Annotated in this window: 12 protein-coding genes, 1 tRNA gene and 2 pseudogenes; 7 read left to right on the plus strand and 8 right to left on the minus strand. The window is 42.5% G+C overall.

The features are described 5' to 3' along the window. Positions 1-388 precede the first annotated feature (388 nt). The 6 genes from F9K33_00430 to F9K33_00455 all read right to left on the minus strand — a co-directional run bounded on the left by F9K33_00430 (position 389) and on the right by F9K33_00455 (position 13,712). Positions 389-9,088 carry an RHS repeat-associated core domain-containing protein gene (locus F9K33_00430; protein KAB2881558.1) on the minus strand — a complete coding sequence of 2,900 codons (8,700 nt, stop codon included), beginning with the start codon at positions 9,086-9,088 and terminating at the stop codon, positions 389-391. Positions 9,089-9,118: 30 nt separating this feature from the next. Then, positions 9,119-10,006: a hypothetical protein gene (locus F9K33_00435; GenBank protein KAB2881559.1), complete on the minus strand. Its 888-nt coding sequence runs from the start codon at positions 10,004-10,006 to the stop codon at positions 9,119-9,121. Next, positions 9,996-11,252: a hypothetical protein gene (locus F9K33_00440; GenBank protein ID KAB2881560.1), complete on the minus strand. Its 1,257-nt coding sequence runs from the start codon at positions 11,250-11,252 to the stop codon at positions 9,996-9,998. The genes F9K33_00435 and F9K33_00440 overlap by 11 nt, the downstream gene beginning before the upstream one ends. Positions 11,253-11,348: 96 nt before the next feature. Beyond that, positions 11,349-12,131 (minus strand): hypothetical protein, encoded by a 783-nt coding sequence (locus F9K33_00445; GenBank protein KAB2881561.1) that lies wholly within the window; start codon positions 12,129-12,131, stop codon positions 11,349-11,351. A 168-nt stretch (positions 12,132-12,299) separates the two neighbouring features. Then, positions 12,300-12,794 carry an AraC family transcriptional regulator gene (locus tag F9K33_00450; GenBank protein ID KAB2881562.1) on the minus strand — a complete coding sequence of 165 codons (495 nt, stop codon included), beginning with the start codon at positions 12,792-12,794 and terminating at the stop codon, positions 12,300-12,302. A 621-nt stretch (positions 12,795-13,415) separates the two neighbouring features. Further along, the gene (locus tag F9K33_00455) at positions 13,416-13,712 is read right to left on the minus strand and encodes an AraC family transcriptional regulator (GenBank protein ID KAB2881563.1); all 297 of its coding nucleotides are present in this window, start codon (positions 13,710-13,712) and stop codon (positions 13,416-13,418) included. Positions 13,713-14,162: 450 nt separating this feature from the next. Between F9K33_00455 and F9K33_00460 the strand changes: the two genes are divergently transcribed. Both F9K33_00460 and F9K33_00465 read left to right on the plus strand, forming a co-directional pair. After that, complete coding sequence (locus F9K33_00460; protein KAB2881564.1) at positions 14,163-14,345, plus strand: hypothetical protein; 183 nt, start codon at positions 14,163-14,165, stop codon at positions 14,343-14,345. A 373-nt stretch (positions 14,346-14,718) separates the two neighbouring features. Next, positions 14,719-15,873, plus strand: a complete 1,155-nt coding sequence (locus F9K33_00465) for a recombinase family protein (protein KAB2881621.1) — start codon at positions 14,719-14,721, stop codon at positions 15,871-15,873. Here the strand turns inward: F9K33_00465 and F9K33_00470 are convergent. Next, a tRNA-Val gene (locus F9K33_00470) sits at positions 15,833-15,907 on the minus strand. The genes F9K33_00465 and F9K33_00470 overlap by 41 nt on opposite strands. A gap of 23 nt (positions 15,908-15,930) precedes the next feature. Then, positions 15,931-16,248 carry a ribosome silencing factor gene (gene rsfS, locus F9K33_00475; GenBank protein KAB2881622.1) on the minus strand — a complete coding sequence of 106 codons (318 nt, stop codon included), beginning with the start codon at positions 16,246-16,248 and terminating at the stop codon, positions 15,931-15,933. Between the two features lie 771 nt (positions 16,249-17,019). Between rsfS and F9K33_00480 the strand changes: the two genes are divergently transcribed. The 5 genes and pseudogenes from F9K33_00480 to F9K33_00500 all read left to right on the plus strand — a co-directional run bounded on the left by F9K33_00480 (position 17,020) and on the right by F9K33_00500 (position 22,292). Beyond that, positions 17,020-17,544 carry a gamma carbonic anhydrase family protein gene (locus F9K33_00480; protein ID KAB2881623.1) on the plus strand — a complete coding sequence of 175 codons (525 nt, stop codon included), beginning with the start codon at positions 17,020-17,022 and terminating at the stop codon, positions 17,542-17,544. A gap of 120 nt (positions 17,545-17,664) precedes the next feature. Continuing rightward, positions 17,665-18,867, plus strand: a pseudogene (locus F9K33_00485) (citrate transporter). A 349-nt stretch (positions 18,868-19,216) separates the two neighbouring features. Beyond that, a pseudogene (locus tag F9K33_00490) lies at positions 19,217-20,413 on the plus strand (citrate transporter). Between the two features lie 189 nt (positions 20,414-20,602). Then, the gene (locus F9K33_00495) at positions 20,603-21,397 is read left to right on the plus strand and encodes a hypothetical protein (protein KAB2881565.1); all 795 of its coding nucleotides are present in this window, start codon (positions 20,603-20,605) and stop codon (positions 21,395-21,397) included. Positions 21,398-21,575: 178 nt separating this feature from the next. Continuing rightward, a complete protein-coding gene (locus F9K33_00500; GenBank protein ID KAB2881566.1) occupies positions 21,576-22,292 on the plus strand; it encodes a JAB domain-containing protein in 717 nt (238 codons plus the stop codon). Positions 22,293-22,345: the final 53 nt, after the last annotated feature.

The following is a 22,345-nucleotide window of genomic DNA, read 5'->3' on the forward strand; positions in this document are numbered from 1 at the left end:
TGTTTTGTTCTTAAATCCTTGACAGCTTGCACCACACGCATAGCAATAAGTGTCATACAGAGCCAGTTCAACTCATACGTAAGTTGGCCGAAACTCAGAATCAGCTGATATGTGGATAAGACTACGATTTCACTTGAGAATTCTTGGCCTTGTGATTGGTGCCAAAACCACATCAAGTTGAAACGAACAATGAATAATATCAGCATGATTGTAAGGATTATCGAAATAGTGTAAAACGACTTCCTTGATACGAAGTTTCCCAGTAGGTTTAGAGAAAACAATAGTGTTATTACTACCACTAAAATTATGAATAGCACAACTTCAATTTGTCCATGTGGATTGAAGTTAATGAAATCAGAATATGAAAGATCATAAACGGGGGGCATAACTACCTCGGTAATTTTGTTGGGTTAAAATTTGGAACATAATAATGTTCCAACCAATCTTTAGTCATTCCGCCAAGCTTTCCAAAAAACGGTTTCCTATAAAATGACAAACCATGGTCCAACTCTGCGGGAGTATAATACGTGTTGTTATAATATAAGCCAAACAAATGCCCCGATTCATGAAAAAGCGTCTGGGATGCACGGCCAATTACGTTTTCCGGGCCCTTGAGGCCGATTGCTGCCCAGTCACCTGAATGGTCATTCGCTGCTCCAGGACCAGTCGGTGGATTAAGGAGTCTCTGTCTGTTTAATGCAATCTTATAGTTGTAATCGGCATTCCCAGTTAGATAATGTGAAAACCAGTCCTTCAGGGTTTTGGGCGTCTTGTATGACTGACCATATTGCCCTTGCAAGTTATTGTCAACGACAACCTCTGTATTGTGCCCTGTTATCTCGTTATACTGGCGTTGCCCTGGTTCTCCACCATGTATCTTCAGGCTCTCCATAGAATCATCAATAAACTTCTGATCGCCCTCAAGTTGAGTTGTGGGATTATTGTCTTTTCCGATGTCATTTGCTTGACTCTGGAGATCACCGTGTGCCTGCAACGCCCCCATGGCAAAACCAATCACTCCGCCATATAGCATTCCCTTCCCAACATTACTGCCGCTTAATGCTGAGCCTACTCCCCCACTTAACGCACCAGAAACACCTCCGCCAATCGCCCCACCAATCCCCATTGAAGCCAATCCTGCACTGGCCCCAGCTCCCGTGGCTCCACTAACCGCCCCTATAAAAGCCCCTTTCCCAATTCCTTTCCATACACTCTTGCCCTGTATATCCGCCTGTACACCGCCCATATATCCACTCATTAAGGCACCCATAATAACAAATTGAATGAATTTTCCACTGGGGTCACGGTAAGACAATGGATTATTGCCAGCGTAGCCGTAGTTATAAGGAAATTCACCCGCAGGATCACCCGCATAGAATCTCCCCAAATCACTATCATACATTCTCGCCTTAAAATTATTCAAACCGCTGGTTTTGTCGTATTCTTGACCTGTATAGTAATAGCCTGAAGAAGAAACACTTCCCAATATCGTTCCAAATGCACTGTAGTCATAGCCTGTAACAGTCGAACCATCTACTACGGCTCTCGTGGAGCCCAAATGATCTTTGATCATAAATTTCCACGTGGTCGATGTTTTGAGTGCAATGATACCGGTAGGCCCGTAAACGTATTCTGTAGCCGTCCCGCTGCTTGATCTTTCTTGAATTGAATTCATCCCGTCATGCAGATAAAGAACTTTGGAATTGGCAGGAGTTTCCACAGCATAAACTCTCCTTTCCGTGCCGTCATACTCAAAGCTCATACCGGCTCCGCTTCCCATAGAAATATTTCTTGTACGATTGATGAAAGGATCATAGGTGAGTGTGCTGATGGTTTTTGGTGAGGATGAAGTAATGTTGCCGATATTATCGTAGACGTAGTCATTACCCGAGCCGTCTGTGTTTTGAACTTTGTTCGTATTAGCGTAGTAATTATAGTTCTTGGTAGTTGTATTTGCGACCACTCTGATAAAATTTCCATTTGCATCAAATTTGTTTTCATTGCCGGTTCCGACGCCCATGTCTCCCGCGCTATTTGCAGAATGATCGGCTACCAGCAGTTGTGACAATTTGTCGTATTTGAACCTGTAAGAATAGTCTGCCGGAGCGCCGCTAAATTTATAATCAATGATCATTTTTGAAATGTTTCCATTGTAATAACCAGCTCCACCATATCCATCGGAAGTATAACAAAGAGTATCTGCAAAATATGAGTCAGTAATAGATTTCAACCAGCCCTGCGACTCATATGAGAAATAACGTTTTATAGTAGTGTCTTTCATTTTCTCAGTAGCCATTGACCCGTCTGGATTGTAAGAGTACGCCACAAAATAATCCAAATCCGTTGCATTTCCAATCGAAATAAGCTGTCCTAGCGTGTTGTATGTATAAGTGACCACGGTTGCATTAGGATCGGGAGAGGACATGGCTGACATACCACCTCCTCCATCAAGCAGTAATTGGCTTTGGGAAGCGTCATGTTTGGCAGTTGCAGCGTTTTCTACAGGCTTCTTTGAAACACCGGGTTTTGCGATCACATCTGCACCATTACTATTAAATTCACCCGTAAATACAATATCTCCTTCGGACTCGATCACTTTATTGCTTCCGTCATCAAACGTCATATCTTGAATAACAAGGTTTTCAGATTCACCTAACCCCGATTGCATAGCCATCTGGCCGCCACCACCAGAATTGTATGGATAATAGATCTTCGTTACGTTACCTGAGTAATCGTATTCGTAAAAGGTTGTATAAAGATAATTATCGTAATCTACTACTTTAGTCGTTTTCGAGGGCATACGACCGTATATGTCGTACTGGTAAGTTTCCTCCACTTCAAAAGGTGAATCGGTATCGTTGTTCGTCTCTACTTTCTGAAGCCGCCCTTTCATGTATGCCATAGACGTATCGCCGTCAAAATAGTATTTCTTTCTCCACGTAGCCGGTGTGGTCGGCCAGGCTGGATCGTCAGCATTAGCTTGCGTGATACTTGACCAGTTATAACTGTAATAACCTTCTTCGATCTTACGTCCATAAGTATCGTATTTGAAGTATGAGATATTATCTGGCGTTTGGGCATCTCCATTGGCATCCATTGTAAATCTCAAACGGCCAGTCTTATCATACATGAATTTCGTCGTCCCTGCATCGGGTGTTGTTTTCTGCGTAAGCCTGCCGAGAAAATCATATTGCATGGTAACTACAAAACTAGTACCGGTACTGGTGGTGGGAGGATTATAATAATTTGGTAAATAGATTGTTGTCAATCTACCGAAGTCATCGTAAACATATGACGTTTGAACATAATGCATTCCCTCACCGTAGTAGTCGAAGTTAACAGATCCGGTTGCTTCCGAGTATGTTGCATTTCCTGATACTTCAATATAGTAAGTTATTCCTGCCTGGGCAGCAAATGTTCCATTAAAAGATTGAGGACTGCCACTTTTCGAATGACTCACCACATTGCTTCCACCGGGGCTTGTTCCTATTTTGAAATAAGCAGTGTAGTAAGTAGTCTTTGGCGGCACATAGGAACTCCCCCCAAAAAGCCAACAAGAATATGATGCAGTTTGAGTAAAACCAGGAGTGAAAGATGTGGAAGATGTTAACACGGTTGTCATGTTCTCCATTGGTTCTGACACTCCTCCTCCTTTTCCTTCCTGTGGAGCAATTTCTTCCATTCCACCTCCAAATTCAACAGACAGAGTCGTGTCAAGTAGAAGTCCTGGACCAAATACCGGCCCTGATCTCTTTGTAACTGTGTTACCGCTTTTATCTGTGATAACCCAGGAAGTATCATAATTAGCATCAATCATGATTTGCTGAAAATATTGATTAGCGGGAAGATCATCACGCAAACCATCTCCAGCAATATTCTTTCCATAAATTGTTCTCGGCGTATGCTGCCCTAAGCTGAAAGTTTGTCCAGGAGCACTGGCTTCAATTACTCGCGATTGGGGTGAATTTTCATATTTATCTCTTGCGTAGGAGTAGGCGTCATTGTTGTTTTTGGTCACAACATATCCTTCCAGCTCACCTGTTGACCAGTCATAGCCAGTCACAAAACTATGTCGAAACACAAAAAGTGAATCAGTATACTTTGCTGATTTTGTTGATACGGCTCCTCTTCCTACACCATCGAATAGGGATTCAGTTACAACAGTTCCAGTGCCATCGAACAACTGGGATTGAATCTTCTTACCAGTCCCGTCCATATAGGCCATGGCTATTGATGGTTCTTTGAAATATAAAACATCATCAAACGAAACCGTGATGTTTGGTTCACCTGTATAGAGTTTGAAACTTCCTGAAATAATATTTGCATATGTTTTTTCGAATATCAATCGGCCATCGGCATAGAAAAATGCTGTTTTATCCGAAATTATCAATAACCAATCCGTTGCCATCGGCGCAGTGAAGTTATCAGTAATACCTTCATTAGACATTTGCCATATTGCACCGCTTCCCGGATTATATCTCCTAACAAGCAGATTTCCGGCCATTATTCCAAAATCATCATAACCCGAAAAGTATTTTACCTTGACGCGCATTCCGTGTTGTGAACCAGATGATGCAAGGAAGGTTGCTAGATCGCTTTGTCCGACACCGGTATGTTGCAGTTCACCATTTACAACTGTCCAATTTCCGGTGTTGAATGACCAGCCTGCGACATCATAATCATTGAAATCATCTAACTTCCCACTCCCCTTACTGCTAATACTGACGTTGCTGTTTGGATCTCTATTATCGAAAAGATCATTATTTCCTTTGCGAGAAAAATACGAAGCACCAATGCCATTCACAACCTGTTCGTTCAATACGGTTCCTATACCACGTTGATAATTGTCAAACACTTTACGACTTATTTCGCCGCTTGATCCCAAAGAAGCTACCGGTAAACCATACTTTTTTTCATAAACCGTCGCAGAAAACGGCGAGTCATAAGGTGAAAAGCGAATATCATCCACCAAAAAATACTTCGAAGCATCCGTGTTTCTTACCCAACATCGCAGTCGAAGTAATTCCGCGTCAGAAATCCCTCCCGTCGTGCGAACTTGTGCAAGGTCAACCACGGCTTCAATGTATTTCCATTGTCCGCCCGTGTCCCCAAAATTGATGCCAGCGGATGCACCCGCTACGTTAGGATAAGTTGAGTTATCCGAATCGCTATTACGTTTAGAATACATCACCAGCGTCCCCTTATTTGCCCCAAAACCCGGTTGCGTCTTCACCCAGCAGGATATAATATACTTTCGTCTTTGTCCTGATAGATCGGGTGGAAGGAAATCTCTAATCGCTTCATATACAAGTGATCCCTGGAGGACTTTACGGCTATAAACGCCGGAATGAGCATCGGTTGAAAAATCATTTGAAGAAATGAATGTCCAGTAGTCATTTTCTTTGATCCCACTCGTCTCATTAAAACTTTCAAAATTTAGGAAGCTTGCTTCGCTACCCAAAGTGGCATCCGAGATTCTGGCGTTTCCAAAACTTGCAATCGGCGCTTGGTATTGGTAGTCATAGATAGCAGAGGAAGTAAGACCATCGATATTTCTTGATTGTTTAACTCCACCTGTGCTCAGACGTGATACAACTTCAGAGGTCTTAAGCCAATCGGATGGAGGTTCAGTTCCTCCGGAATACAAGCTGAAATTAAAATCAGAACTCCCGGTTCCTTTCCATGTGTACGTTTTATTTGGTGCCCATTTGCCGGAACCCCAATCTTTCCAGGTTGTTGCTGACACCGAAGTAATGGTCGAATTAACCTGAATCTTGGATTGAATAACCGGTGTCAACATATTTTTCGTATTTGATGCGTCATACGCTTCATACCAGTACTTATTATATTGATAGATATTATCAGTATTTCCCGAGGCGTCATGATTTGTCGTATGCGTTAATGTTACAAGCCCCGTTGTTGTACTATATGTGTAGTCCACCTGAGATGTAACGCCGTCTTTATAGCTGGTCTGTAATGTAGGGCGTATATACGTTCCCTGCTCTTTCTGCCCCAATTGCTTAGTGTATACACTTAGACTTGATCGGCTGTAAGACTTAAGATTGCCAGCAGCATCATATATTGCGGAATAATACGGTGTGCCTTTGAGTAATCCTCGGTTATCACGCATGGTTTGATCTGTGTAAGCAGCTGAAAAATTAGTATCCATTAAACCATTAACAAAATATGTTTTTGTGTATCCGTCTAGCGCAGCCTCTATTTCAATGGGTGGAAGCTCATCCTCAACCAAGATTTTAACTTTTGGTATGACGGTTACCTCATTGTATTGAACTACGGTAGCAGATTGGTCATAGCTAGCTGTTGCCCTGTTATATTGATATTCTGTTATGAGTATTTCCGGTTGTCCATCTGCAGTAATATTTCCAGTAGTAATATTCATTTTTGAAACGGGATAGTCTTTCAACGCGCCTGTATATGTGTTATTGACTACTCTGTGCAGGTAAATTTTGTCTGCCTCATACAGTCTTTTTGTCTGATCAATAGTTATGAAGGTGTAGTTTCCTTGATACTGCGGAATTTGATATTTTATATTAGGATCCTCTACTGGATTCATCGTCTGATTTGATATTGATATAGGATTGGCAGGTATCGAATCATTTATTATCGGCATGAACTTGGCGTGGCCACTCAGGCCATTATATGTGAAGAAATTGTAGGCCGTTCGCAGAGCCTCCATATAGTCACCACATGGGCGTTCGAATGAATACCAATATCCGTCCGTCCGTCGCATTACCATGTGGAATTTACCAATAGCACCCTGCCAGGGTCTGGCAATAAAATATCCATTGCCCGCGCTTACTATGGAAGAGTTATTTCCTGAAATGGATCGTGTGCTTAACACAAATTGATTTGTATTTGGATCGAAATCAAACCAGTTGTACTGTGAGGAACCGCCAATATTGTTAATTGAAAACGCGGTGTAATCTTCACCGACTGCAAAACTGTAGTTATTCGAATTGCTGGTTGTGTCACGTCGGGACCATGAGGATGCGTTGAATCTCATCGTTGGCCGTCCATTTGCCGTATTGTTGATATAGGTTACCAATGAATTGCCAATGAGGATAGGCCCGGTATTGCTTCCATCCTGAATACTGTAAGAATCGAGCCCGTTGAAATTTTCGTCCCAACGTATTATTCGCTTTGTCTCCCCATGCGGCATTATGCTGGTAAAAGTCGATGATGGATAAAAATATGTTGGTTCATCGCCTCCACCATCTGTATTGAAACTTAAACTTGAATTCAAAGTAGAAATCTGCCAGTTCCCCAGTTCATCTAAATAGTACCATTTGATAACATCCGTGCTGCTTCCAAGTTGATTAAGAGTTATGAAGTTATTCACCCCTCCAGGAGAGGCCCAAAAGCGATGCAATACACCCGAATATGAATCATCTGTTATGGATTGTGTCCATGACGTCCCATTCCAGCGATATTGAATCAATTCACCCGATTCAGCGCCCAAGATCCCAACAAAGTCACGGCCAGAAAAGAAATGACAATTGTTATCAAAGTGATTTTCAATATCTGAATAGAATGTCGACACCGTCCAGTCTGAAGAATTTCTGGTGCTTTTTCTGAAGAGATAAGTACGTTTAATCATCTGTTGGACTGGAACTATGCCGTTCACAGTATCTTTGTCATGGACGTCTGCAATTAAGCAAAAAAAGTCTTTTTCAGTCAAAATCTCGAAGTCCTGAAGATCGTCGTCCCTGTCAATGCGACCAATTTGGAGCAATTGACCGCTGGAAACCCACTGCCCATCCCAATAATATGCAAAGACTTTTATCGAATCATTTCCGTTACGCCACGAGACCACAACATAGTCATCCGTGATCCAAAACCGCGGTTGACTATATCCCGAAGGTCTATCAATTGTGAATTCTCTGTTTGACAATGTTATTAAAGAATCTGTATAGGTATACATAACAGAACTACCCATTGGAAATGTGATCTTCTCCAAAGCGTGTTTATTCGGATTTGAGCTCCTGTACTCGAACTTCATCGAAGGAAGCGCTTCACCGCTTGCATTTTTTTGAGTAACCGCTGTCAAAACTCTTTTCACAAGATCGGCGTATCCGACGTTTACGTATGAGTAGGAAAATTCGACTGACAATAATTTCACATTTGATTCGTTGTACATCTCAATGTTTGACAGATACTTTTTTTCGTAGCGCTCCTGGTAGGCATCCGGTTCCGCGGCTTTTTCCGTATGAGGTTCTTTGTACTCAAGCGCCGCATCCTTTTGGGCGTAGTTGAATTGAGCGTACCTTTTATATGTATCTACTATTCGGTAAAGATAACTCGCCTCAGTATGATACTTACCCCCAGTTCCCACCTGATTCTTATCTTGCTGATATTGGAAATATATACTGTCTTTCCAGTTATTTGAAATACTTGAAAGATTCCAAATAAGGCCATATTGCTGTTGACCTGAGGTGACAACACTATTGCCAATCCAATTGCTCCACTTAACTGCCCATTGCACCGATTCGCCTAAGCTGTGCTTTCCATTGGCGTCAGAGGTTAACACACCACCATACGTATATGTGTTTCCGTCCTCTTTGATTATTTCCCACTTTTCGTCTGTGGTATCACATGTAATCTTCCAAAACTGATAGTTTTTAAGCTCATAGGTCAACTTGTTACCGGAGGTCCCAACCCTGATTAATGGGTTACTTGATCCTCCCGAAATTAGATAAAACTCATCATCGTGACGCGAGCCGGTATTTTTGTTATCAACAACAATTTTATCATAGTCAAATGACCAACCTAAGCCCAAAATCCCTGTCGGTGAAGTCAAATTCCAAGTGTCAATAAGATGATGGATGTTACTACTGTAAGCAATACTCACACTGGCATCAAGCCCATTACGGCCAGGTAGGCTTATCAAATTCAGTGGCAGCGCCAAATCTCCATTAAACAAATTAACTGAATTGCCGATCATTCCTTTAATATCTGCATTCAGTATGAATGTATTGATTTTAGGTGCGCTTTCAGAATATTCTTGTGAGAAAGTGCATTTTGTAATGCTCACATTTAATAACAATATGAACGACAACAATCGCTTCATAAAAATATACCTTTTTGATTATCAATATCCCTAGTTGACACTTAATTTTGTTTGAATTGCAATTCCCGCTTTACCTTGACGAGTTTTGTTATTGAAATTAATATTGTAATAATCTTGCCCCTGATAGTAACTCGCAAAGAACCACATAGACTTTCTGAACACCGGTGATTTAATTTTGGCTGTAGCAGAAAAAATGCCTTTGGGTATTCCTTTTGGTTTATCGATTATATCCGTGTAACTCGTTTCAAATTGGAAAATGTTGCCAAGATATTTGTATTCATAATGAAGCCTTCTTCTCCCATAGATGTCCTGAATTGCCGGATCAATCCCAAACCACCATCCATGAACCGGATGATGTTCATAAGATATTCCCATGTAATGTTTATCTAAATCAGGCAATGAAAAGAAGTATCCTAGCTGAATGAAATTGGTAGCAAACGAACCGCTTTCCTTATTGATCGAGGTAGCATTTGCATCGTCTGTTACGAACGTTTCACCGCCTTGACCATTCGAATGATGGCTTAAAATCAGGAATGGATATAAACTTACAGACCCTAAATCCAAAGCACCTTGAATAGTTATTTTCGGCATATAAGACGGGGTTTTCACTGGACTGGATCTTGTCCTATACATTTTGAGGATAACTTTGGGCGTAATAGTAATATTACCCTTAAATGTGCTTTGATCGGTTCCCCACTGCATGACCGGGTAATTGGGCGCTATCTGACCTTCAAATATTAAGTTCTCACCCATCGGGTATGATATGTAAGAGTCATCCTGAAGGGGGAAAGTGGTCTTATTCTGTGAATGAGCTTCGTTGACCAAAAGAACAAGCAGAACAGTTATGAAGAGCAAAATGATGATCTGCTTAATATCCCTGTGCAGTCTGGTGTCAGACCCGGCTTGGTCATTTTTCATATCGTTTTACCTTTTCATCTAAAGCCTGAATCTTCTTCTCTTGTGTCTCAAGCCGTTTGTTCTGCTCGATGATATACAGCGTCAATTCTTCAATCTTTTGGAGTAATTTCGCTTGCATATCTACTACAGCGACTCCCCCATCTTGAATCTCTTTCTCTGACGGTATACCGGGAAGGTGTTTGTATTTCTGAATATGTTTTTCAACTTCAGTTAAGGATCGAAGCTCAAAATCCTTTTCAAACACGTAGTCCGGCCACTTCTTGGCAGTCAGATACAGTTCCTGAGCTTTGATCTTCCCAAATACATTGAGCTTGTAATTAGGATCAGGTGTAGCGGTTCCGATTCCCACATTGCCTTCGATAATAGCACCATTGTCCGGGGCAGTCAGGTTGCCTGAGTAGCTTGAACCTATAGCAAGTCCTCCTGCTATGTCCAATTTGTTAACAGGGCTGGAAACACCAAGTCCAAGATTGCCGTTGTTGTTTGATAATCCCTGTAAAACATTTTCAAAGCCCGAGGCGCTTGAAGTTATCACTGGAATGCTTGTACTTATTCCGGCATTAATATTTGATCCTGTTGATCCTTGACTGATAAGCCTGCCTTTCACTTCCAGATCGCCTTCAATAATCATCTTTTTAGGCAATAGGGTTATCAGCTTTGCAAAGCTCCCACCAAATGGAGTAGAACTCCCACTGCTGAGAACGACATTCAGTTCGTTATTCTGAGCAACAAGGCCAAACTGGTTGGTTCCCGCATCAAAATGGACGGCATGATTGATCGGTATGTGGATCGCTTTGTTAAACCCTCCCCAATTAGGCCCGCCGGTCAGATCCAGCTTTGCCTCCGGTTTCTCCGTGCCGATTCCGATATTGCCCTCGCCGTTGATGAAGAACTGACTGTTGCCATTGATCCTGAAATTATACCCGGCATTCTTGAACTGGGTATTAGAATGATACAGATCGAAGATCGTCTGTCCTTGCAGGTTCTCAAACCCTCTGCCCGTTACCCCGATCTGAAGATAATTCTTGGCCAGATTATTGTAATCACCTACGAGCGACAAATTGTAAAACTTATCGTCCGGCCCTACGGTCAGTTTTCCTAAAGGCTGGTAACTGCCGATCAGTACTGCACCCTTGTTCTTATTAAACACATTCAACGTGTCCGAACTCGTCCACCAGCCGATCTGAGCGAATGATCGTGATGTGATGACCGAACTCATACACAAGATCCAAAAAAACTTTTTCATATTAACCCCTTATCTATTGAATCATTGATTCATTTTGTCATTGAGTCATTTGTTCATTGTTCACGGTTTGCCTTTTGCTTTCTCACGTCTCACGTTTCATTGTCCATTGAGAGAACTGTTTTTAAAAATCTGGTCTTTCAACGGTTGTTCGAGTTTTGCCCGTTGCTGTTTGAAATACGTTTCATCAAACGTGACCCATTTGACAATCGTTTCTTTGCCGTCGTGAACTTCATACACCGCGATATATTGATTAGGTTCGTATTGATATACTTTTAGCTTTAATAAAGTCTCCCCGGCTCCCATGGACAGATCGTTAAACAGGTTTCGTGATAGGATCACCTCCGAGGTCAGTGACTTACCTATGCCGGGATAAAGTTCAACGGCCTTAATGGTTTTGTTAATGACGATCTCCGTCTCGACGCCTTTGCTAAGTGTTCGTATCGCTATCATGCCTGCACAGGCGCCTAGAATGGCTGAGCCAATCCGGATTTCTTTCTTATTATTTTTGTCGTTGGCAATTTCCCGTCCGGCCAAATCTCCTAAGAATCCGGCGGTAATTCCTGCAATCAGCATAGCCGTCGCACTGGAACCGGGCCCCTTCTGCGCTCCATACAAAAAGATTTTATTCAAGGCCTTTACCGGGATTTCACTTACCACTTCCCTGCTCGCAACAATAAGCCTTTCTTCATTCGCGCCAACGATCTTGCACGGGATTTCCGCATCACCGATTGATAGTGAAGCGTATTGATTAACGCTGCTCGTCAGGGTTTTAAGCGTCGCTTCTGAAATAATATCCGGCTCTTTTACGATACGGACATTGAATGTACAACTGCTCATGAGAACCAACAGAAGGCCGCATAAGAGATGTTTGCTACACATAGGACTACCTCATAGGTTTATAGCGATTTTTTTTGATTACTCTGCTTGGCTAAGGGCTCACGAAAAAAAGTGAATAAATTCACCTGAAAATATAATTGTATTGAAATCCAAAAATCAATAGACATTATCGCAAGACAAAATCACAAGACAGAATCACAAGTAAACTTCTTAACCTGTCTCTTGCAGCCTTTTATTTATAAGGCTCTGCGGCCTTTTTGTGTCTTGCAAATAATCCATTAAAACCCTCGAATCCGGTTTTGCCGGCCCGATAGAGATTGCTTGAGTTCGACTCAATTTGTACTTAATCGAAGGACGATAATGGGTGGGAAGGGCGATATATTTGGACGGGGATATCTGTAGTCTTCGCTTAAAACACCGCAGAAAAGTGTTATAGTTAACAAAGCCAGACTGTGAGGCTACCAAGCTCAGATTGATTTCCGAGTTTTGTCCGATCAGTTCAAGGACACGAGCCAAGCGACAAGATTCTATGACTTTCTTTGGGTTGTCCCAGTAATAGCTGTATACCAGTTGATAAATATGTTGCGTCGAAACGCATAGAGTTCTTGCGAGGTAGCTGACGTTAAGCCGTGGATCGCATATCTTTTCGTGGAGAATTCGTTGGATCTGTGTGATTAGGCGTTCTGATTCCCGTTTCCTTCGCATGGGGTACTCCAAGTTGCAGTTCAAATGTCGTATTCGATTTAATTGTTTTCATCATGCAATAAGACACCAAAAATGATAAAAATGCATAAAAATTCATTGAGATTCTTTTTTGATCTGGCTCCAAAAAGCTCTTTATAATTTAATTAGAAATAAGTAACCGATATTTCTTTTTCCTTTATCCTCTCCACACATAAGACGGCAGAAAGTCGAAAATTGCATAAATTTTTTTTATTAATTTCTATTCATGACTTACAAGCAATTAATATTAATATACTTAGCGAATGAAAATATTTTCTGATTTGTTCAACTACTTTTGAAATATTAACCTGAGTCTTAGATTATTCCACAATTTGGGCATGAGCCCTGGTATCGCACATTTTTTATTTGATAGTATTGTTTTCGCTAAAAAACTTACAAAGAATTCGTGGCACAGGATTATAACTTTTCTTATGTACCGTATTTCCAGGTGATTTCTTTCACTTTTACCCCGCGTCCTGCTCCTTCAAAATTTTAACAATCTGCGTTTCCGGGTACTTACTCTTTTTCATAAAACACTCCCTTCTTAAGTTAAACATAAATAAATTCCTTTACTTTCAAACTGTCTAACTTTAGGGGAAGCTTTCATAGGCATTGGCTGAATGTTTGATAATCGTTGTAACCGGATTGATGGGCTATCAAAGTAAGATTCATATCGGGACTGGCTTTTATCATCCTCATAGCACACACAAGCCGGTATAAATCCAAGATTGTTTTGGGGGGTTCACAAAAACATTTGTATGTGCATTGATAAATGGTCTGGGTTGATACACCCAAGAGAGTAGCTATGCGGCTAACATTAAGTGAAGGGTCAGAGATTTGCTCGGTGAGAATTCTTTCGATCTCTTTGATTAATTGCCCGGGATTCCGTGGTCGTTGCATGATAAGAAACGCGATGCTTTTTCAGATGTCATATTATTGGTTACTATCACACAATAAGACAATGAAAAAGTCAAAATTACATAAATTTTTTTCAGTTTTTTTGATAAATATGGCATGCTCAGCTGTTATTCTTGTACTTAAATCTGAGCTGAATCTTGTGACTTGCTTGATTTTTTAGCTTTTCTTACTTTCTCCATCACCGCCCACGCCTGTCCACGTGCTTCCACGCGCTTCCACAACACGCTAATCATATACAATTATATATAATTACACTGATCATATATAATTATACATAATTACGCTGATCATACCTATTTATACCAATTTACACTGAACATATATAAACGCGCTGATCGTCTCTTGACGTGGCCTTTTTTTGATATTAAATTTCAGTATGACACTTAGAAAAGAAATATTTCAATCATTTCCTAACACACTTGGGAAGAATCCATGATCAGTATTGAGCGTTGCAAGGAAATATTGAATCGTGGAGAGCGTAAGTATTCGGACGAAGAAATTCAGAAACTGCGTGAACAATATTATAAATTGGCCGCAATTGAAATCGAACTGCTCAAACATGGTATGCTCAATGATCTAAGGCCTCAGTTGTGTTTACAACCCAAGGAAATCTAGTATATAATAGGATGATTAAATCATAAGGAATTATATGAAAAACGTTGTACTCTATCTTCGAGTGTCCACCGATGAACAAGCCAAAACGGGAACAAGTTTGGATATTCAGCAGCAGAAGCTAAACTACTTCTGCGAACGGGAAGGCTTGAACGTTATCGCCACCTTCAGGGAAGATTATTCCGGCAAGACTTTCAATCGCCCTGAGTGGAAAAAGCTCGTAGCCCTGGTTCGTAGTAACCGTTTAATAGACGGCGTGTTAGTCACGCTCTGGGACCGGCTTGGACGTAATCAGCGTGAAACTTCTAATATCCTATTCGATTTTGCACAAAGAGGAATCGAGATCAACGCCATCGAGCAGTGGAATGATCCTGACATGCCGGAAGATCAAATCATGCTCAATCTCCACACAGGCATGGCTGAGCTATTTAACCGGAGATTGTCCATTAGAGTAACTGAAGGCATGAGGCAAGCTAAACTAAATGGGCGTGTTGTTGGCAAAGCGCCCTTCGGCTATAAGAATGCCACGAACTCACAGGGACTGGCATATATAGAACCGCATGAGAACGCCGATTTGATAAGAACTATATTCCGAGAATTTGCTACTGGCCTCTATCATCCCGACGAATTAAGAAAGAAACTCAGAATCGAAAAAGGCTACTACAATTCTAAGAATGCTTTCCGGGCACTATTGACAAATCCTGTATACATTGGCAAGGTCAGAGTTCGTTCATTCAAGAACCAGCCGGAACATATCGTAGATGGCATTCACACCGCATTAGTTGACGAAGATACTTTCCTCAGAGTGCAAGATATACTATTCGGCAAGAAGCGTGGAAGCTATAAAAAAGACTCTGACGAATTATTTCCATTACGGGGTCATCTCCTCTGCCCATCCTGCCTTAGACTTCTCACAGCGAGCTTATCTAAGGGCAATGGAGGGCAATACGGTTACTACCATTGCCAGACGCCTTGCAAGTGTCGTTTTCGGTCTAGAGAAGTAGATATTGATTTTCAGCAGTTCATAAAGAAGTTGATACAGCCGCCTGAGAGAATGGAGTTGTATAAAGAAATCTTGCTTGACGAACTCAAACGTCAGCAGATGGACTCCGGCGTATCAACAACAGACTTGAAGAAGAAGATCACAGAAACTGAAAAGGATTTAGATAGCCTGGATGAGAAACTCATCAAGAACATCATACCTGCGGACCGTTACCAGGCCATGCGAGATAGGCTCACCCAAGAATTATCTCAAAGAAAGGCACAACTGAATCAACTTGGACAGATTCAGATTGATGCACCAAAATACGTGAACTCAGGATTCAATTTGTTAAGCAAACTGGATTTGTATTATGAGAGGTCGCCGGTAGCAATAAAGAAGAAACTAATTGGTTCGATATTCCCTGAAAAGTTGATCTACGAAAATAGCACTTATCGAACCAATGGAAATAATGAAGTTGTGGCTCTATTAGAGGGAAATTTGAATTTAGTGGGCATTACTGGATTCGAACCAGTGACCTCTCGCGTGTGAGGCGAACGCTCTGAACCAGCTGAGCTAAATGCCCTTAAAAAAACCAACCTTTAATCGCTATCTTGAAGCGTCATCTTTCATTTTGAAAAACTGCGCATCACCCCATAAACGCTCAAGATCATAGAACTCCCGCGTTTCTTTTTGAAACACGTGGGCAATCACGTCTATATAGTCCAGCAAAACCCATTTCAGGGATGAATGGCCTTCTTTGTGATGAACTCGCGACCCTGCCTTCTCAAGTTCATCCTGCACATGGTCGGATATGGCTCTCGCATGCATATCCGACGTGGCCGTGCACATCACAAAATAATCCGTCACGCTGGTTAAACCTTCCAGGTCCGCCACCACTACGTTTTCAGCCTTTTTTTCAAACATCAACTGGGCAATGCGCTTAGCTAAATGCAGTCCGGGCGAGTCCGATTCGGGTATGGGTGGTTTTATAGATGCTGAGGGCGGCTTAGGTTCATTATACGCCTCTAATTCTTTTTCAATCTCAGCAGGCGTAAGTCTCTCCAGATCATCATTAACAATATCATCCGCAACGTCAACCAATCTTCTCTTCGGCTCTTTCGTCGACTTAGTTTTGGGCGTTATGCTTTTTTTAACCGTAACCGACTTTTTCGTTTTTAACTTCGGCGTCACCGTTCCGGCTAATTTCGCCTTGGCATTGGATTTCTTTTCTGTGACTTTTTTTGATTTGGAAACAGGTTTTTTAACCGCGGTTTTTTTCGTTTTTGACGTTGCCTTTTTTGGTGCCGCTATTTTTTTTGCCGGTTTACCTGTAGGTTTCTTTTTTACCGGTTTAACGGCTTTTTTCGTTACCTTTTTTTTCTTTTTTGCAATGGCCAAAATAATTACTCCAAATATTCCAAAACAATAAATTTTTCGTGGCTAATATAATCCTCCGACTGCTGAAAATCAAGATATTATCCGTGAGGTTAAATAAATTAGATTGCCGCGCCGCTGAAGGATGCGCATTTCGACACGACGGAAACAAAACTCATATTGACTTTTAGGGATTTTTTCTCCAATTTGACCTGTTCAAAAAAACACAGTTCTCATCTTTTACCATTCCGTAAATTTTTAATCTCAAACCGTTGTAATTATCGAGGTTTTTATTTGGAGTACGAACTCAATTCTTTTCGATTGGATCAGTGCGGGAAACCGGACATTCATGATTCCGTTTTCGTTGCCCATACCGCTTCCATTATCGGTCAAGTAACCCTTGCCGAAAACTGCGGGATCTGGTTTGGGGCGGTCTTACGTTCCGATATGGCTCCGATATCGATCGGGAAGAATTGTAATATTCAAGATAATGCAGTGGTCCACGTGGACTTCGGATTTCCCACGTTGATCGAAGACAACGTATCGGTCGGCCATAGCGCGATCATTCACGGCGCAACCGTTCGTAAGAATTGCATAATCGGAATGCACTCGACGCTGCTTAACGGCGCGGAAATCGGTGAAAACTGTATCATTGGCGCCGGAGCGATAGTCATGCAGGGACAGGTCATCCCTCCCAATTCCATTGTGATGGGCGTTCCAGCCAAAGTCAAAAAACAAGCCGACGAACAAACGCTCATCGCGATCCGGCGTAATTGGGAAATTTACTGCGACTTCGCAAAAGAATACCGGAAATCTAAATACCACCGTCGAAAAGAATCTTTGTAAATAACTTTAAGTTCACATCAATAGGAGTTTGTTATGAGTAACGAACCTGTGTCACCTAACAAGGTTTTTTCGCGCCCCGTCATGCTTGGAATATTTATATTTCTTGTGTTGGGTATAATCATGATTTTCTCAACCGAGCCGGTCTTCCATAAATCCGACGAAGGACAATGGCTATTTCTAAGTATTCCGTTTGAATTTATTCTTTTTGCGCTGACCTTGTTTGGCGTCGCACTTTTTCATCATTACGTATTGCAGGTTGCCCTCACCGGCCTGACGGCCATTTTAATCTTCAAATTAGGGTTTACAAACTTTAATCTGGTCAGCCATCTGCACCATGAATGGGAGATTTTAATTAACTTGCTGGGCCTTTTGCTTGGATTTGCGCTTCTCGCCAAACATTTTGAGGAATCAAAAGTTCCTGACGTTCTGCCAAAGTACCTTCCTTCAGGCTGGATGGGGGGATTTGTCCTATTGTGCCTTGTATTTGTCTTGTCTTCTTTTCTCGATAATATCGCGGCCGCGATGATAGGCGGAACCATTGCCCTGGTCGTCTTCAAAGGCAATGTACACATCGGCTACCTCGCTGCGATTGTAGCTGCGAGCAACGCAGGCGGCGCGGGCAGCGTGGTCGGCGATACGACCACCACCATGATGTGGATTGACGGCGTCAGTTATAAGGACGTGTTACCCGCGTTCGTCGGCGCCTTTTTTGCGCTGCTCTCTTTCGGGTTTATTGCCGCTAAACAACAGCACGGTTTTCAGCCGCTTGTAAAATCAGATATGGAAAATATTAACATTGATTGGGGAAAGATCCTGGTCGTTGCCCTCATACTTATCGGCGCCATTTCTACCAATGTTCTTCTTGACTTTCCTGCAGTCGGCGTTTGGATCGCTATTTTTATTGGCGCGACTTTCCGCAAAACAGCTTGGCATGAACTGCCCGGCGCTTTGAAGGGCGCCCTTTTCCTTCTTTCGCTGGTGATGTGCGCATCCATGATGCCGGTGGATGCCCTGCCTCCCGCTACATGGCAGTCTGCATTTTCGCTTGGATTTGTTTCTGCGGTTTTTGATAATATTCCACTCACCAAATTGGCTCTCGATCAGGGCGGATACGACTGGGGCATTTTAGCGTATGCCGTGGGGTTCGGCGGATCCATGATCTGGTTTGGTTCATCGGCAGGCGTCGCGCTGTCCAATATTTTTCCAAAAGCAAAATCAGTGGTATTCTGGCTGAAAGACGGCTGGCACGTAGCGGTCGGTTACGTTATCGGATTTTTTATAATGTTGTATATTGTCGGTTGGAATCCGCATGCTCCGCATAAGGAAGACACGGGAACCGAAGCAAAAGAACATTCACAATTGATACAAAAGAGCAGTGAAAAAGACAACTGTTGTAATCCAGGACAAGTGAAAGCGGGTTTACCTAGTAGAAACGTAGTTGCAATTAAATGATTTTTTGACATTTCAATTAATCAAAAGCCTCACGTGTATCTAAGAGACTCGTGAGGTTTTTTTGATAATATAAGAGTGTTATGAGTATACCTGTGTTTAAGTTTTTATTAATTAACTTAAGGAGTGTGCCATGAGTAGCGAACCTGTTTCGCCCAACAAAATCTTTTCCCGCCCCGTCGTAATCGGAATTTTTGTCGTGCTCGTCATCGGTATTCTTTTGATGTTTGCGCAGGAGCCTGTTTTTCAAAAATCGGATACCGGGCAATGGCTGTTTCTGGGAATTCCATTCGAGTTTATTCTTTTTGCATTGACTCTCCTGGGCGTTGCGCTGTTCCATCATTATGTTCTGCAAGTTGCTTTGAGCGGACTTGCTGCAATCCTCATTTTTAAATTCGGATTTTCAGAATTCAATCTCATAAATCATTTACACCACGAGTGGGAAATTTTGGTTAATCTGCTCGGCCTGTTACTGGGTTTTGCTCTGCTCGCCAAACATTTTGAAGAATCGAAAGTACCGGAAATGCTGCCCCGATGGCTGCCGGGCGGATGGTTGGGGGGTTCGGTTCTGCTTTTCCTTGTGATGATACTCTCGTCTTTCCTTGACAATATAGCGGCGGCGATGATCGGTGGAACGATCGCAATGGTCGTTTTTAAAGGCAATGTACATATCGGGTTTCTCGCTGCGATCGTCGCAGCAAGTAATGCCGGAGGCGCAGGCAGTGTCGTTGGGGACACGACCACCACCATGATGTGGATCGACGGCATTAGCCCTCTCGACGTTACACATGCTTTTGTCGGTTCGATTGTGTCATTTCTTGGATTTGGTTTTATCGCTGCCAGACAACAGCACGCTTTACAGCCTTTGGTAAAAGCAAATATGGAGAACATCCAAATAGATTGGGGTAAAATCTTAATCGTAATTATCATCCTCGCCGGCGCGATCACAACCAATTTCCTTTTAGATTTTCCGGCCGTTGGGGTATGGATTGCCATTCTTATAGGTTCAACCTTTCGAAAAACGGCTTGGCATGAATTGCCCGGCGCTTTGAAAGGCGCTGTATTTCTGCTTTCACTCGTCATGTGCGCATCTATGATGCCGGTGGATGCCCTTCCGCCCGCATCCTGGCAGACCGCATTCTCTCTTGGATTTGTCTCTGCGGTATTTGACAATATTCCATTGACCAAGCTGGCGTTGGAACAGGGTGGATACGATTGGGGAGTTTTAGCTTATACGGTTGGGTTCGGAGGTTCGATGATTTGGTTCGGCTCCTCTGCCGGCGTCGCTCTGACCAATATGTTCCCCAAAGCCAAGTCGGTTGTGTTTTGGATCAAAGACGGCTGGCATGTCACACTCGGTTATATTATCGGCTTTTTTGCTATGTTGTATCTCGCAGGATGGCACCCGCATGCTCCGCATAAGGAAAAGAAAGAAATGGAAATAAGGGAACATTCACAGATCATGAACACAACGGACAAAAAAGACAATTGCTGTAAATCGGGGCAACTCATAGCTTGTTTGCCCGATGGTAAAACCGTAGCACTTAAATAAATTGATTAAGATATTAGCATCCTACTGTGGAATGTCTTAATTGTTCAGGAGAGAATCATGATTCAAAACACAAAGGTCCGTTTCGGTGAATGGATCACCGAAGCATGGAATCTGTTGACGGCTAAGTGGCAAACCTGGGTTGTCATGACGATCATATTCATTATCCCTATCATACTGATATATGGATTCATGCAGTACTTCAGTTTTAAGACCCAGCCTGCGATAACGGAAGGAAATATAATCCAGTCACTGATTGAAAGTTTCATGCAGTCGATGACGCTGGGCCTTGTTACGCAATTTCTCATTACTTTCGTCTCAGCATTTTTTATCGGCGGTATATTCAATACGGCATTTAAACAAATGAACGGAGAAGAAATATCCTATTCGGATATATTCAGCGGAACCGAATTTTACGTGAATATCCTCGTCGCCAGCCTTATTGTGAGTCTGCTGGAATTTGCCGGCGCATTTTTATGTTATATTCCTTCTCTCATCGTACGCGGTTTATTCTTTATGACCATTCCTTTGATTGTCAGAAAAAATCTCTCGCCGCTGGACGCGATGAAGGAAAGTTTTAATGCAACCAAAGGCGATTGGGTAATGTATACGCTATTTGCGTTTGTCGTCGCAATATTATCGGCGCTGGGCGTTATCGCATGTATCGTAGGTGTCGTATTCACGCTGCCTCTGCTGTTTCTTACGACCGCCGTGGCATATCGCGATTGTTTTGAACCGGAATTGAAGCCTATGTCCCGCGTAGATGAACTCTACAGCAAATATTGCCGGAACTGCGGCGCTTCCATTCCTGTCAATGCAAGTTTCTGTGATAAATGCGGCATGGGCCAAGTATGATGAATTTCAAATTCTCACATGCTAACCGCATGGCTGGAGTATTTTCAACTTCGAAGAATGAAAAATATACACAAGAAATGAAAAATTATCACGTTGCCGAATAAGCACTTTGACATTTTTTGTTTTATGTTTAGTGTTACGCATTAGCATGGGGTCGGGTAATAGCTAAAAACGAAGTATGGGTGTCGAAAAAAAAGTTCGTGAAACCTCGGAATATCACTCTAAGATAAAGGACTGGTCAAGAGAGGACCGTCCACGAGAAAAGCTGGAGCAGCGCGGATCGGCTGCATTGACCGATGCGGAACTTCTGGCGATACTGATCGGAAGCGGCACGAAACGCATCACCGCGCTCGACCTTGCGAAAACGCTGATCGGCGATTACGGAAATATTGCGGAATTGGCCAAATGTAATTTTCAGGAATTACGTCAGTTCAAGGGTATCGGCAAGGTAAAAGCGATCAAACTTGTTGCTTCATTTGAAATACTCCGCCGAGTACAGGCCCATCGGCCGAATGAAAAAGTAAAAATAAAAACACCGGACGATGTCGCTGACAAATTTATCCCCTTATTACGCGACCTCAAAAAAGAAATCTTTCAAGTGGTCTTGCTTGACAGCGCCAATAGGGTGATTCGCGAGGTGACCATTTCCGAAGGAACGCTCAATGCGAGCCTTGTTCACCCGCGCGAAGTATTTAAAGCGGCAATTGATGATCGTGCAGCCAGCGTGATTCTCCTGCATAATCACCCTAGCGGAAATTCGGAACCGAGTGTGGAAGATATTTCGATCACGGAACAGCTTCGCCAGGCGGGTAAGATCATGGGCATTCCGGTTCGTGATCATATCATCGTGGCCGGCGCGCAGTATACCAGTCTTGCAAAATTGGGTTACTTATAATGCGAATGGTCTTGAATCATGAAGGACTAATTCGTACACTGAATACCGTAATT

Source organism: bacterium (assembly GCA_008933615.1).
Lineage (GTDB): Bacteria > CLD3 > CLD3 > SB21 > SB21 > SB21.